A 14,616-nucleotide genomic window follows, 5' to 3' on the forward strand; every position below is an offset into this window, starting at 1 on the left:
TCCAAACGAAACCAAACAATACTTGTCAATCTTGATAAATAGTATTATTATGCTTATCTTTGCGGCTCATTATCTTTTATTTAACTTAATATTTTCTTAGAATATGGAGATGGCAAAAACGAAGCTGCTGATTGTTACACACGAGATGTCGCCTTTCCTCGAGCTTACTAAAATTTCTGAAATCACACGTCAATTACCACAAGCAATGCAAGAGAAAGGATTCGAAATCCGCATCCTGATGCCGAAGTTTGGTAACATCAACGAAAGAAGAAATCGTTTACACGAAGTAATTCGCTTGTCGGGAATGAACATCATTATTGATGACAATGATAATCCCTTAATTATTAAAGTAGCATCCATCCCAGCTGCACGCATGCAGGTTTATTTCTTAGACAACGAAGAGTATTTCCAACGCAAGCAGGTGTTTAGAGATGCGAGCGGAAAGTTCTTCGATGATAACGACGAACGTACGATATTTTTCTGCAAAGGTGCATTAGAAACCGTTAAAAAACTAGGTTGGGCTCCTGATATTGTTCACTGCCACGGTTGGATGAGTGCTTTGGTTCCTGCATATATCAAAACCACCTACAAAAACGACCCTACATTTAAAAACTCTAAAGTAGTTTACTCTATTTACGAAGAGGCGTTTGCGGAAAAACTGAACAGCAACTTTGCAAAAAAAGCAGTAATGGCAAACATGACTGAAGAGGACACTAAAGCGTTCGTGCCAGCAGATAGTACGAGTATGCATGTTGGCGCTATAACGCACTCTGACGCAGTAGTATTAGCTGATGAAAACCTGGATGCCGCTATGTTAAAATTTGTTAAAGATTCTAATAAGCCAACATTAGCTTTTAACTTAACCGATAATTTTGAAAACTTCTATACTTTTTACGAAGAAATTTCAAATGATGAATTGGTTTCAGTTGCTTAATTAGGTATTATCATTTTAAATATGAAATTTACAAAGCAAGACTTATTAACCCTGTTGATAGGTCTTTTTCTTTTTGCATCATGTAAAAACCCCGATGGTGTAGGCTTGGATGTTGATCCGGGTACAGCGATACAGGGCACTTTAGTAACATCGGATGTTAAAACGCAGATTGTTGAAGAGCCGGCAGTAAGCACATTGGGGTTGGTTCGCTATCCACTTGGCTACATGAAAGATCCGATCTTTGGTGAAACGGAGGCTGGTTTAGCAATGACATTGTATCCGCCGCAAACATTAACACACGATTTCGGAACTTCGCCAGTATTGGATTCGGCTATTCTGGTTTTAAAAATAGATACCACATCTACCCTAACCAAGTTTTATGGCGATACCATCAACTCTAAATACAGTATTGATGTTTATCAATTAACAAATACGGTTACCGATTACAAAAGTTCTACAGTGCAGGCACACAACAGCACGCTGTTAGGTAATTATAACGGAAAAATTTTCCCAAATACAAAGGGCAAAGTGTATAACATTATTGCGGGCAAACCTGATACGCTTATTACAGCGCCGGCCCAGATAAGAGTACCTTTAAACAGAACCTTTATTCAGGATAACATTGTGAGTTTGGCCGCGAGCTCGCTCACGTCGAATGCTAAATTTGCCGATTATTTTAAAGGCCTTTATGCGCAGGTAAACAAAACGTCATCAACAGGGCCTGGAGGAATCGCTTTCTTAAAATTTTCCGGGACTGATTCTTACGTTCAATTGGTGTACCGAAAAACGAATACTACAAGCGGTATCGATACGGTTTCGGTTAATTTCCCGTTAGGTGCGTTGGCCAGTGTTAATTCTACCAGCGTAATATCGGGCATTGCCGCAAACATTAAACATAATCGTACTGGTACTCCGGTACAGGCGCAAATTGATGCCCCAACAGCAAGTTATCAGGTAACTTACCTTCAAGGTTTGGTTGGTCTTAAAACGAAGATCAGTTTTCCTGATTTGGTAAACTTTACCAATACTTACGGCAAAGCTATTGTAAACAAAGCGGAGTTGGTTGTTGAGCTAGGTGCTGGCACATCATCTTATCCGTTCCTTGCATCGCAAAGGTTATCATTGTACAGATGGGATATTGCTGAGCAACCGATAAACATTTCCGATTATACCAGTTATGCCAACAGCAGCACTCCGGCTTTGTTCGGCGGCTATTTCGACTCGATAAAAAACCGCTACATCTTTAACGTTACCAATTATGTGCAAACGTTAATCAACAAAAGGGAAACTGATTATGGAACATTTCTTGCGCCAACATCGTTAACCGAATTTCAAGTTGCGCCAACGGCTACATCTGCTGAAAGGGCAATTATTGGTGCAGGCACATCGACAACAAACAAGATAAAACTGAACATTTATTACACCAAGATAAATTAAGACTAAAGTTGTTTAGTGCTTAAGAATAAAAAAAAGCCGTTTAACATTTGTTAAGCGGCTTTTTGGTTAAACGATGGTTTCAATTTATGCCGGCTTATCCGAAAGCACTATCCCTTGTCTCTAAACCCGATCGAAGCCGGATGCCGATATCTTCCATCGGCAGAAGCGGGAGCGGGACTACAGGTCCCAATAGCTACTGAGCGTTCATTTCCAAATAAAAAACGAAAGGTATTCTGATAACAATCTATTTTTTGGAGAGCAATATCCCTTGTTTTTAAACCCGATCGGAGCGGGATGCCGATTCTTCATCGGCAGAAGCGGGAGCGGGACTGCACGCCGCCAATGATTGCTGAGCGTTCATTTCCAAATAAAAAACGAAAGGTATTCTGATAACAATCTATTTTTTGGAGAGCAATATCCCTTGTTTTTAAACCCGATCGGAGCGGGATGCCGATTCTTCATCGGCAGAAGCGGGAGCGGGACTGCACGCCGCCAATGATTACTGAGCGTTCATTTCCAAATAAAACTCCTCGATTAAGATTCCCGCCTACGCGGGAAAGACGCTAAGACTGGAAAATATCATCACACCAACAGGCTAAACTCCTACACCCGATTGGGGCTGAAAACTTCAGTAACTGTTGTAAAAGTAACCGATATCATCAACCAATTGGCTGTAAATGGGCTTGGTAAATTCTAAAAATAAATCTCCCGGCGATGGGGGTGCAATTTCCTTTCTCCTCGTCATGGCCAACTGGTTTTTATTCAGCGCACGGTCATCGCCTTTGTAACTGGCCCAGCTATCTCGCCAAACGTAAGTTCCGGGAAATTTTTGCTGACGGATAACCTTCTTGTTTCGCCAATCCATTATCGTCATATCCAACAGACCGGAAGATGAAATGTGCTTTTCAAATATACTAAGCGTTGCCTTAACGGTTCCATAAACCGGTTTACGTTCACGTGTTTCGCCAATTATCACACTGTCGCGTTTCAATTTCTCAACCCGTTCTTTTACATAGGTCTGCCCGACAACAAAGTCGTCGAAATTTAGGCTCAGGATCTGGTCGGGAACTATTTTCTGATTGGTAGCTTGCTCTTCGCCATAAAATACAACAAATTTATTTCTTGAGTAGCTACCAATAAACTGGTCAATTTGCTGCTGAAAGTAATCGGCGCTGAACTTATAAGGTCCGCGGTTTAATATAATGGGCTGAACAACCACTTTAATTACCGCCGCCCAGTAGGCATCGTCCATTTTTGTTTTAACATCCAAGTAGTTTGGCTGCAGGTTCATCACTTTCTCAAATTCATAGTAAGCTTTTTTGGCCGAAGCCCGGTTACCTTCATTCAAGTAAGCAACGCCCGAGTTGTATCTAAAAACTGCTGCGTTATAACGGCTTTCGGCAACTTCGTTTACATATTTCGATGGTGCAGGCACTACCGATAAACATGCAGGGCAGCTATTAATTTCATCGGCCAGTTGATTTAACTTCTGGTAATCGTACATAATCGATTCCCATTTGAACAAATTGCTGGATAACTTAGCCTCGTCTATTTTCCGTAAATGATCCTTCAATGCCAGCTCGTAAGCCGTTTTTAAAACTGCTAACGCTTCGCCATTTTTAGGCGAATTCTGCAGCCTGCTTACCGCCTTTGAAACTGATACATCGTAATCGCCCTTTTGCAGGGCATTTTTTCCTGTGGTACATCCTCCTAAAATTATTAAGGATAAATAAATAAAATACCGTAATCTTGAAACGTTATTCATAAAAGCGCATTTTTAGTTTATTTGGATGGATAGAATCAAATGTAATACTTTTTATTCCGCCAATAAATTACATTTGCAAGCGATAATTCATCCTTTTAATTATTAGACGATCGATAATGAAAATTAGTTGCAAGCCATTCGAATTACTATTGAAACACCCTTTTTCTATTGCAAAGTTTACCAGAACAAGTACGCCGGTGATGCTATTGAAACTGGAGTATGAAGGTTTTACGGGTTATGGCGAGGCATCGATGGTGCCTTATATGGGCGAAAGTTACGAATCGGCGAATGCGTTTTTAAAGCAGGTAGACTTAAGTCCGTTCAAACACCCGTTCAATTTTGGCGAAATTATCCATTATCTCGACAGCATTGCACCGGGCCAGCCCGCAATTAAAGCGGCAATTGATATTGCATTGAACGACATTAACGGCAAAATACTGAACAAGCCTTGTTACGAGGTCTACGGCGCAGATCCATCGAAAATGCCTGTTACTTCTTACACTATCGGGATTGACACGCCTGAAGTGATCCGCGAAAAATTGAGAAACGCCGAAAAGTTTAAGGTGATAAAAGTGAAGCTGGGCAGAGACAATGATCAGGAAATTATCGAAACAATTCGCGGGATGACGGATGCTCCGCTGTATGTTGATGCCAATCAGGGTTGGAGTGATCGGATTAAAGCGATCGACTTAATTTATTGGTTGCACAGCCAGGGCGTGGTATTAATTGAGCAACCTATGGATAAAAACGACCTTGACGGCAACGCCTGGCTAACTGAACGCAGTCCGATTCCGTTATTAGCCGATGAAGCCGTGCAGCGATTGGCCGATATGGATCAGCTTAAAGGGGCTTATCACGGCATAAATGTAAAATTGATGAAAAGCTGTGGCATGTACGAGGGAAACCAAATGATTGAAAAAGCCCGCTCATTTGGAATGAAGGTTTTAATTGGCTGCATGAGCGAAACGAGCTGCGCTACGCTAGCGGCAATTGCACTGGCACCACTTTGTAACTGGGCCGATTTAGATGGCCCCTGGTTAACCAAAAACAATCCTTTTACCGACCCGCAATTCGAAAATGGGAAGTATGTGCTTAAAAACCTACCGGGGTTGGGGCTCGAGGGAGTTACTTCGGATCTTTATCTTTAAACGAATTTCGAATATCTTTGGTTAATTGATATTTAAAATAAAACAAGCAGCAGGTAACGCCTACCAAAAACCCGGCGGGAAGATATTTGCTGTTGTTATAACACCATATCAACCCGAAAATAGAAAGGATAATGGCGAGGTTGTAAAATATATTTAATGCAAACTTTTTGCCCACAAACTGAAAAAATTATTTATAAAGTAATATTTGTTAAAGCCCGTCATTGCGAAGCCGGACGTGCGTGAGCTGAAGCAATCTGTTTGCGAGAAAGATTGCTTCGTGCCTCGCAATGACGAAATATCCTAGTAAACCTGCATATCAGGGTCAAATGCCTCTTGCCAGGCCAAAATTCCGCCTTTTAGGTTATACAGGTTATCGTGGCCATATTGTGCTTCTAACTGCATCACGGCTGCGGCACTGCGCTTCCCGCTGCGGCATTGAATAATTACAGGCTTATCTTTGGCAACCTTATCGGCCTCAATTAAAATGCCGCCCAGTGGAATATTTTCTCCATTCAGGTTAGAAACTTCATATTCGAATGTTTCGCGAACATCGATTAGTTGAAAATCCTCATTATTGTCGATTTTCTCTTTTAGTTCTTGTACCGATATCTCTTTCATTTTGATTGTTGTATTTCATGCAAATATAGGGAATTCAATTTTACGGCCACCATCAAAAAAATGCCATTTATTTTATTCAAAAACTGTAACAACTTTAGGCCTTAGGCGTTTAACTATAAATTGTTATAAATGAACAAACTTAACCGCTTCTTCTGGTTTTGTTCGGGTGCACACATCGCCACACTGGAAAAATACCCGACTGAGCAGAATAAATATACCGGCATTGGTGCCACCATTTTTTTTACCGGGCTGTTTGCTGCCTTATCGGGCGGTTATGCCATGTACTTCGTGTTTAAAGGCGACAACCTTGCGGTAGTTTTTGCAATAATTTTCGGCTTTTTATGGGGCGCTGCAATTTTTAATATGGACCGCTACATTGTTGCCAGTATTAATAAAAGCGCAAGCACCAACAAGCAACTCCTGCAAGCCACGCCACGTATTTTGCTGGCGATCATGATTGGTATGGTAATTTCCCGACCAATAGAGCTTAAGATTTTCGACAAAGAAATTAAGGAACGCTTAAAGGTTAGTTACCTGAACGGCCAGCGTGCCAAGATCGATACGTTAAACAAGGCGTTCGAAAATAAATATCAGGTAGAATTTGGTCGTTTGAACCAGCAAAGGGCAACCCGCGATTCGTTGGAGAAAGGGATTAAGGCCGACAGGCAGAAGCTTAACTTCGAAATTTTTGGCAACAAAACGGCCGAAACTTCGGGCGTAATGGGTTATGGGCCCTATGCCAAACGTAAAGAAGCAGAGATTAAACAGCGTGAGGCAGAGCTCGATTCGTTAAAAGCCAACATCAGCAAATCAGAAAATTTTGTAGATAAGCGTAAGGAGTTCGACGGATTATTTGCCGAGAAATTGTACACCAAACCCCAACTGGATAGCTTATCGAATGTGGCCGGTTTTGCTGATCGAAACTGGGCTTTAGGGCAGCTAAAATTCAACGTAGATGGCAGCCGCGACGATAATACCGCCATTGCAGTCACTTTTATCGGACTGCTTTTTATATTCTTCGAATGCTTGCCGGTTTTTGTTAAACTGATGAGTGCCCGGGGGCCTTACGATTTTGCAACTGCTGATACCGATGAAGTTTCTGTTTATCAATCTAAAAAAGACAAAGATTTTCACATTGAAGTGGCCGATAATATTCACGAAACCAGGGTGGATTCAGAATCGTCGAAGCAAAAAGAGATTATAAAGGGAAAAGCTTACCGCGATTTGGAGCGATACGATTGGGATCAGGAAAAGGCTTGATGATCGCTACATCAATCTTACAATCTTAAATGCGCAATCGTCGTACATTCTTGCTAAATTAGCGATCAAAACTCCTTGTATGAAGAAATTTTTAGGCGCTACCCTACTTTGTGCGCTCTCGTTTGGTGCATTTGCACAAAATGAAATCAGTTATAACGTTTCTTTTCCAAACGCCATCCATCACGAAGCCGAAATCAGCATGTCGATCACAGATGTACCTTCAGGTACTTTAAAGGTACGAATGAGCCGGTCATCGCCGGGTCGTTACGCTACACATGAGTTTGGCAAAAACGTTTACAACTTCAAAGCTTTTGATTCGAACGGCAAGGCGCTGGCCATTAAGCGATCGGCTGGCGATGTGTACGAAATTCCGTCGCATGGCAGCACCGTGAAAGTTACCTACACCTTATTTGGGAATTGGATTGATGGTACCTATGCAGGTTTCGACGAATCACATGCCCACATGAACATTCCCGCTACATTTGCCTTTCCTGTGGGTATGGATGCCCGGCCTCGTTTGGTTCAGTTTAAATATAATGAAAAGCAAAACTGGAAAGTGGCCACTCAATTAAAGCCGCTGGCAAACAACACTTTCTATGCCGCCAATCTCCAATATTTTATGGATAGCCCGATAGAAATTGCCGATTACAAAACTGCCAAATGGGAAGTAAAAAACAAGGATGGCAAATTACAGACTATTCATTTAATCACGCACTCGAACGATACACAGAAAACGATAGATAACTATGCAGAAATGCTGAAAAAGATGGTAGATGAGCACGTTGCCGTTTGGGGCGAGTTCCCGACTTACGATTATGGCAATTACTACTTTCTGGATGATGTGTATCCCGATAATGCTGGTGATGGCATGGAGCACAGAAACTCTACATCGATTGTACAGCGCACACCCAAAATTGAAGGTTACGAAACTAACCTGCTTGGCACATTCTCTCACGAGTATTTCCATAGCTGGAACGTTGAGCGTTTGCGCCCAAAAACACTCGAGCCCTTCAATTTTGAGCATTCAAATATCAGCGATGAGCTTTGGCTGGCCGAAGGCTTTACGCAATATTACGGCTCGTTACTGTTAACCAGAGCGGGTTTAAAAACGGTTGATAATGCGGCACAGACTTTCGAAGGAATGGTAAATGCCGTTTTAAATTCTCCGGGAGCGAAAAATTACTCGCCTATCGACGCCAGCCGCTATGCTGTTTTTGCTGATGCCGGTGTGGCGATTGATCAAACGAACAAAAGCAATATCTTTCTTTCTTACTATACTTATGGCGCTGCAACTGCGCTCGCTTTAGATCTTCGTTTACGCTCCGAATTTAAGCTTACGCTTGATGATTATATGCGTGCATTATGGAAAGCGCATGGCAAACCTGAAATTCCGTATACGGTTCAGGATTTGCAAAAGGTGCTCTCTGAGCTGACTAAAAGCCCTTCGTTTGCGAACGAGTTTTTTAGCAGCTATATTTATGGAACTAAGAAAAACGATTATGCAAAGCTTTTGCTAAACGCTGGCTTTGTTTTACGAAAGGCAAATCCGGGGAAAGCGTATGCAGGTTTTGGTCGTGCAACCGCTGTGGATGGGAAGGTAACATTACCGCAAACGTTAATCGGTACGCCGGCTTACGAGGCAGGTTTGGATGTAGATGATGTGATTTTAACGATAGATGACAAGAAAGTTAACGGTTTGGCCGATCTAAACGCTGTTACTGATGCACATCGGCCGGGCGATGTGGTAGCAATCACTTATCTTTATCGTGGCGAACAAAAGACAACAGAACTTACATTTTCGGAAAATCCAATGCTCGAAATCGTTTCAATAGAAAAAACGGGCGGCACGTTAACACCGGCAATGCAAAGTTTCAGAGCGAATTGGTTAAACTCGCAGGTAAAATCCAGATAACAACAAATTAAATTAAATCATGAAGAAAACACTTCTTTTTACCCTTGTGGGTTTGGCAAGCTTACAGCTTAATGCCCAAAACATCGATAAAATTATCACCAGAGAATATACAGATCACTTAATTAAAACCTTAAGTGCGGATGATATGCAAGGCCGGGCAACCTTTACACCGGGTATTGATAAAGCCGCAACATTTATCGAAACAGAGTTAAAAAAAATCGGTCTGAAGCCATTAGCAGGGGAAAACGGATTTCGTCAGACTTTTTTCAAATACCGGGTAAGCAATGAAAGTTCTTCTGTTAAAATTGACGGACAAGAAATTGCACCTGAGAATGTGTTTGCTACGGGCTTAGCAACAGAGAACATTTCTTTAGATAAAAATAACGCCACAATAATAAAGCTCGACGCGGATAAACCTTTCGTTGCGCAGTTTAGAGCAGCAATGAATGCTGGCAAAAGCCAGATTGTTTTGGTTGACGCCAAATTTGCCGACATGTTTAACCGCTACAGAGGTCATTTTAGTGAGCCGAATACGGTTGATGAAAAAGATATAAAGGCAAAAACAGGTGCGGTGCAGGTTTTTGTTTTAGGTAAAGCGGATGCCGCAGATTTTACGGCAACGTTTAAGAATAAAATTGATAAAATGCCTTTATTTAATGTTGCGGGAATGATTCCCGGAAAATCTAAAGCAAAGGAACTGGTTGTTTTCTCAGGCCATTATGATCACCTGGGGATTTTGAAGACTGTTAATGGCGACAGCATCGCCAATGGTGCTGACGATGATGCATCGGGAACAACGGCAATGATTGCGCTGGCCAAATATTATAAAGCCCAGAAGAACAATGAGCGGACGCTGATTTTTGTGGCCTTTACTGCTGAGGAAATTGGTGGCTTCGGGGCAAAATACTTTTCAGAAAAGTTAAATCCCGACGATGTGGTGGCGATGTTCAATATTGAAATGATTGGCAAGGATTCTAAATTCGGAAAGAATACGGCCTTCATTACAGGTTACGAACGATCAGATTTCGGCAAAATTCTGCAAAAGAACTTAACCGGAACGGAATTTGCTTTCCATCCTGATCCTTATCCACAGCAAAATCTATTTTATAGAAGCGATAACGCCACTTTAGCGGCTTTAGGTGTTCCGGCGCATACCATCAGCACCGACAAGATTGATATTGATAAGTTGTATCATACGGTGAAGGACGAATACAGCTCGTTGGATGTTGAGAATATTCTCTCAACCATTAAAGCAATAGCAAAAAGCGCAACAACCATTGTTAACGGTACGGATACGCCAACCAGAATACCGAAGCTGGAAAAGTAGGTTGTTGTCATTCTGAGTTTTAATTATTGCATAAAATCAATATGAATGAGGTTTTTTAAAGCGGTCGTCATTTCCCCAAAGGGGCTACTTTGTAGCGAGGCACGAAGCGATCTATTCTGCAATAAAGTCGCTAATGAGATTGCTTCAATCGATGAAAAATCGATTTCGCAATGACGAAAACGTCAATGGTAGCGAAGCGAAGAATCCCTGACCGGAAGGGCAGGTGTTTCCTATTGTCGCTGAACGCTGCACAACCCACCCACTTATCGGTTGCAGATTTACTTCGTAGCTGCTTCGCGGTCTTCACTGCCTGCCCGTCCCAATGCTATTAAGTTAAGGATAAAACAAAAAATATTGTCACCCTGAGCGGAGTCGAAGGGCGATGTTTATTTGTTTTTTCCTACAGAAAAGGTCTTCGACTGAGTTTATCTTGAGCGAAGTCGAAAGGCTCAGATCCGATAGCTATCGGATGACACCCGCCGGGTTAAACTAAATGACATTAGGCGGGCGTTCAGAATGTCATTTAGTTAAGGAAAAAACAAAAACATTGTCACCCTGAGCGGAGTCGAAGGGCTATGTTTATTTGTTTTTTCCTACAGAAAAGGTCTTCGACTCCGCTCAGACTGACATCCGCCGGGTTTAACTAAATGACATTAGGCGGGCGTTCAAAATGACAGCATCGTTTCATTGCCGTCTGGCTTCAGCCGACGGCCCAAAGACAAAAACAAAAAAGGCGATGTTTCCATCGCCTTTTTGCTGTTATTTTATTTGCTCAAATACATTGATTTATCTTTGTAAAGCTTTCTAAAGTAAGGATCTTCAAGATCTTTGATGAAACGAATGGCCTCACCTGTCGATTTCATTTCTGGCCCTAACTCCTTGGTCACCTCCGGGAACTTTTCGTAAGAGAACACAGGCTCCTTAATGGCATAACCTTTCAGTTTGCGCTCTATGGTAAAATCTTTCAGTTTAGCTACGCCGAGCATCACTTTTGCAGCGATATTGATGTAAGGAACATCGTAAGCCTTAGCAATGAACGGAACAGTTCTCGAAGCTCGTGGATTGGCCTCAATTACATACACCTTTTCATCTTTTATGGCAAACTGGATGTTTAACAATCCGCGAACATCTAATGCTTTCGCAATCTTAACCGAATATTCTTCCATCGATTTGGTTACGGTATCTGATAAGCTGAAAGTAGGCAATACCGCGAACGAATCTCCTGAGTGGATTCCGGCAGGCTCAATGTGCTCCATCATACCTACAATGTGTACATCGTCACCATCAGAAATTGAATCAGATTCAGCTTCTTCGGCCCGATCTAAAAAGTGATCGATCAATACGCGATTGCCCGGTAAATCGCCCAATAACTTCACAACCGCTTTCTCAAGGTCTTCATCGTTGATTACGATGCTCATTCCCTGTCCGCCCAATACATAACTCGGACGAACCAAAACCGGGTAACCTACTTCATTTGCAACTACAATTGCTTCTTCAGCATTTTCGGCCACACCATATTTTGGATAAGGAATATCAAGTTCTTTCAACAGGTCAGAAAAACGGCCACGATCTTCAGCAATGTCCATGTTTTCGAACGAAGTTCCGATGATTTTGATACCGTGCTCCTTAAGCTTCTCGGCCATTTTTAATGCCGTTTGTCCGCCAAGCTGTACAATTACTCCAAAGGGTTTCTCCAGTTCGATAATTTCGCGAACATGCTCCCAAAATACGGGCTCAAAGTAAAGCTTATCGGCCATGTTAAAGTCTGTAGAAACCGTTTCGGGGTTACAGTTTACCATGATGGCTTCAAAACCAGATTCTTTGGCCGCCAGTAAGCCGTGTACACAAGAATAATCGAACTCAATACCCTGACCAATGCGGTTAGGACCCGAGCCCAGTACAATTACCTTTTTTCTGTCTGATGGTTTCGATTCATTTTCCTCATCAAAAGATGAGTAATAATAAGGCGTTTGGGCAGGGAACTCAGCTGCACAGGTGTCAACCATTTTATATACCCTGTTTATGCCTAAAGCCTTGCGGCGATCGTAAACCTCATCTTCGGTCACATTGCCCAATAACCAGGCAATTTGGATATCTGAGAATCCTTTTTGTTTAAGGGTTACGAAGAAATCTTGAGGAATGTTGTTTAGTGAATATCTCTGCAGCTCCACTTCAAGGGCAACAAGCTCTTGAATTTGGTTTAAGAACCATTTATCGATTTTGGTTACCTTACGAACTGATTCTAAAGGTACACCCATTCTCATGGCATCTTTAATTAAAAACAAACGGTTCCATGAGGCATGCTCCAAACCTTCCATTATATCTTCGATATTACGAACCTGCTTGCCGTCGGCGCCCAAACCGGCACGACCGATCTCTAAACTCTGACAAGCTTTTTGCAATGCTTCGATAAAGGTACGACCGATAGCCATTACCTCACCAACTGATTTCATTTGCAGGCCAAGCTCTTTGTTGGCACCTTTAAATTTATCGAAATTCCAGCGAGGAATTTTTACGATAACATAATCTAACGTAGGTTCGAAATATGCAGATGTTGTTTTTGTAATCTGGTTTTCGATTTCGTCCAGGTTGTAGCCGATAGCCAGTTTGGCCGCAATTTTTGCAATTGGGTAACCAGTGGCTTTACTTGCAAGCGCCGATGAACGCGAAACACGCGGGTTAATTTCAATCGCGATGATTTCATCATTTGCAGGGTTAACCGAAAACTGAACGTTACAGCCGCCGGCAAAGTTACCGATGGCACGCATCATTTTAATCGCCTGGTTACGCATATCCTGGTAGCAACGATCAGATAAAGTCATGGCCGGAGCAACGGTAATCGAATCGCCGGTATGGATCCCCATTGGGTCGAAATTCTCTATTGAACAGATGATAATTACGTTATCATTGCTGTCACGTAAAAGCTCCAACTCATATTCTTTCCATCCTAAAACAGCTTTTTCTACCAAAACCTCATGGGTTGGCGATGCTTCCAAGCCACGTTTAAGTGCTGCGTCGAATTCTTCTTTTTTATGCACGAAACCGCCGCCAGAACCTCCCAACGTGTACGATGGACGAATTACCAGCGGAAAACCAATCTCTTGCGCCGCCTCCTTGCCTTCTAAAAATGAGTTTGCAATTTTCGATTGCGCTACGCCGACACCGATATCAACCATCAACTGACGGAATGCTTCGCGGTTTTCGGTTTTTTCAATCGCGTCAACATCTACACCAATTACCTTTACACCGTATTTTTCCCAAACGCCGCGTTCTTCGGCCTCTTTACAAAGGTTTAACGCGGTTTGACCACCCATTGTAGGCAATACTGCATCAATTTTTGGCAATTCGGCAGAGTCGATATGCTCTTGTAAAATACCTTCGATCGAATCAACAGATAACGGGCGAAGATAAACATGATCGCCAATAACCTTATCCGTCATAATCGTAGCCGGATTAGAGTTGATGATGGAAACGGTAATACCTTCTTCTTTTAAAGAAAGTGCCGCTTGTGAACCCGAATAATCAAATTCGCAGGCTTGGCCAATAACAATTGGGCCTGATCCGATAATTAATACTGAGCGAATGGAAGTGTCTTTAGGCATGATAAGCTTAATACAATAATTAAAATTCTAAAGTGTTTTTACCTCTGTTGAGGTGAAGAAGCAAGGAGGTTTTTTGCTCTAAAGAAGAAAATCCCAACTGTTCTGTCGGGATGCAAAGATAGGTTTTTAGTACGGCTTTCAGCCCAAAATTTTAAAATAAAAAAGAGGACTGTTAGCGTCCTCTTTTCTGAAAGATTCTTAGGGTAGAAATATTATTGTTGCAATTTAATTTCGCCTAAATCAGTTGTAGCGCTATCTTTAACGGCAACCTTGTCTATTATCGCATCCTTGTAAGGCGCATTGGCCTTAATCAAAACGGTATAAACACCCTCTTTTAAATTGGAGAAAGTAAAAGTACCCTGTACAAGCTGCGCTTTCAAAGTATCTGCCCCGCCAACAATCGATACAGCGCTGGCACCATCTGCGGGCGTTATCTTGCCAAACATTCCACCCGTTTTAACATTTGTAAAAGCAACAATAAAGAATGCGAGCGCTGTTAATGCGATTAAAGAAAATGTAAACCTTTTCATATTGGTAGCTATTTGTATTTATTTAACCCAATAACAATAGCTGTACTAATTTGTTTGTCGTGGAAAAAGAACACTGTAGCATT

Annotated in this window: 11 protein-coding genes; 6 read left to right on the forward strand and 5 right to left on the reverse strand. The window is 42.0% G+C overall.

What is annotated here, in order from left to right; translation table 11 throughout:
* The first annotated feature begins 109 nt into the window (after nt 1-109).
* The gene (locus IZT61_RS11585; RefSeq protein ID WP_196101292.1) at nt 110-934 is read left to right on the forward strand and encodes a glycogen/starch synthase; all 825 of its coding nucleotides are present in this window, start codon (nt 110-112) and stop codon (nt 932-934) included.
* A 21-nt stretch (nt 935-955) separates the two neighbouring features.
* Entirely contained in the window at nt 956-2,371 is a 1,416-nt protein-coding gene (locus tag IZT61_RS11590) for a DUF4270 domain-containing protein (protein ID WP_196097069.1), read from the forward strand.
* 628 nt (nt 2,372-2,999) lie between these two features.
* Here the strand turns inward: IZT61_RS11590 and IZT61_RS11595 are convergent.
* The gene (locus IZT61_RS11595; protein ID WP_196097070.1) at nt 3,000-4,136 is read right to left on the reverse strand and encodes a hypothetical protein; all 1,137 of its coding nucleotides are present in this window, start codon (nt 4,134-4,136) and stop codon (nt 3,000-3,002) included.
* 116 nt (nt 4,137-4,252) lie between these two features.
* On the opposite strand from IZT61_RS11595, the gene IZT61_RS11600 reads away from it, so the two are divergent.
* Nucleotides 4,253-5,284, forward strand: a complete 1,032-nt coding sequence (locus IZT61_RS11600; protein ID WP_196097071.1) for a dipeptide epimerase — start codon at nt 4,253-4,255, stop codon at nt 5,282-5,284.
* Here the strand turns inward: IZT61_RS11600 and IZT61_RS11605 are convergent.
* Together IZT61_RS11605 and IZT61_RS11610 are read right to left on the reverse strand one after the other, a co-directional pair.
* On the reverse strand, nt 5,262-5,459 hold the full coding sequence (locus IZT61_RS11605) for a DUF6358 family protein (protein WP_196097072.1): 198 nt from the start codon (nt 5,457-5,459) through the stop codon (nt 5,262-5,264). The genes IZT61_RS11600 and IZT61_RS11605 overlap by 23 nt on opposite strands.
* 125 nt (nt 5,460-5,584) lie before the next feature.
* Nucleotides 5,585-5,902 carry a rhodanese-like domain-containing protein gene (locus tag IZT61_RS11610; RefSeq protein ID WP_196097073.1) on the reverse strand — a complete coding sequence of 106 codons (318 nt, stop codon included), beginning with the start codon at nt 5,900-5,902 and terminating at the stop codon, nt 5,585-5,587.
* 129 nt (nt 5,903-6,031) lie between these two features.
* Here IZT61_RS11610 and IZT61_RS11615 point away from each other — a divergent pair, with 129 nt between their 5' ends.
* The 3 genes from IZT61_RS11615 (at nt 6,032) to IZT61_RS11625 (ending at nt 10,401) form a co-directional block, all read left to right on the forward strand.
* Nucleotides 6,032-7,162 carry a DUF4407 domain-containing protein gene (locus tag IZT61_RS11615; RefSeq protein ID WP_196097074.1) on the forward strand — a complete coding sequence of 377 codons (1,131 nt, stop codon included), beginning with the start codon at nt 6,032-6,034 and terminating at the stop codon, nt 7,160-7,162.
* 79 nt (nt 7,163-7,241) lie between these two features.
* Nucleotides 7,242-9,074: a M61 family metallopeptidase gene (locus IZT61_RS11620; protein WP_196097075.1), complete on the forward strand. Its 1,833-nt coding sequence runs from the start codon at nt 7,242-7,244 to the stop codon at nt 9,072-9,074.
* Between the two features lie 19 nt (nt 9,075-9,093).
* A complete protein-coding gene (locus tag IZT61_RS11625; RefSeq protein WP_196097076.1) occupies nt 9,094-10,401 on the forward strand; it encodes a M20/M25/M40 family metallo-hydrolase in 1,308 nt (435 codons plus the stop codon).
* 764 nt (nt 10,402-11,165) lie between these two features.
* Here the strand turns inward: IZT61_RS11625 and carB are convergent.
* Nucleotides 11,166-14,003 (reverse strand): carbamoyl-phosphate synthase large subunit, encoded by a 2,838-nt coding sequence (carB, locus tag IZT61_RS11630; RefSeq protein WP_196097077.1) that lies wholly within the window; start codon nt 14,001-14,003, stop codon nt 11,166-11,168.
* 212 nt (nt 14,004-14,215) lie between these two features.
* Nucleotides 14,216-14,533 carry a carboxypeptidase regulatory-like domain-containing protein gene (locus tag IZT61_RS11635; protein WP_196097078.1) on the reverse strand — a complete coding sequence of 106 codons (318 nt, stop codon included), beginning with the start codon at nt 14,531-14,533 and terminating at the stop codon, nt 14,216-14,218.
* Nucleotides 14,534-14,616 lie beyond the last annotated feature (83 nt).

The organism is Pedobacter endophyticus, from assembly GCF_015679185.1.
In the GTDB taxonomy this organism is placed as follows: domain Bacteria; phylum Bacteroidota; class Bacteroidia; order Sphingobacteriales; family Sphingobacteriaceae; genus Pedobacter; species Pedobacter endophyticus.

Coding starts and splice junctions, on each gene's coding strand:
- carB (WP_196097077.1), bottom strand. CDS start 14,003: ATGCCTAAAGACACTTCCATTCGCTCAGTATTAATTATCGGATCAGGC.
- IZT61_RS11620 (WP_196097075.1), top strand. CDS start 7,242: ATGAAGAAATTTTTAGGCGCTACCCTACTTTGTGCGCTCTCGTTTGGT.
- IZT61_RS11625 (WP_196097076.1), top strand. CDS start 9,094: ATGAAGAAAACACTTCTTTTTACCCTTGTGGGTTTGGCAAGCTTACAG.
- IZT61_RS11600 (WP_196097071.1), top strand. CDS start 4,253: ATGAAAATTAGTTGCAAGCCATTCGAATTACTATTGAAACACCCTTTT.
- IZT61_RS11610 (WP_196097073.1), bottom strand. CDS start 5,902: ATGAAAGAGATATCGGTACAAGAACTAAAAGAGAAAATCGACAATAAT.
- IZT61_RS11615 (WP_196097074.1), top strand. CDS start 6,032: ATGAACAAACTTAACCGCTTCTTCTGGTTTTGTTCGGGTGCACACATC.
- IZT61_RS11595 (WP_196097070.1), bottom strand. CDS start 4,136: ATGAATAACGTTTCAAGATTACGGTATTTTATTTATTTATCCTTAATA.
- IZT61_RS11635 (WP_196097078.1), bottom strand. CDS start 14,533: ATGAAAAGGTTTACATTTTCTTTAATCGCATTAACAGCGCTCGCATTC.
- IZT61_RS11585 (WP_196101292.1), top strand. CDS start 110: ATGGCAAAAACGAAGCTGCTGATTGTTACACACGAGATGTCGCCTTTC.
- IZT61_RS11590 (WP_196097069.1), top strand. CDS start 956: ATGAAATTTACAAAGCAAGACTTATTAACCCTGTTGATAGGTCTTTTT.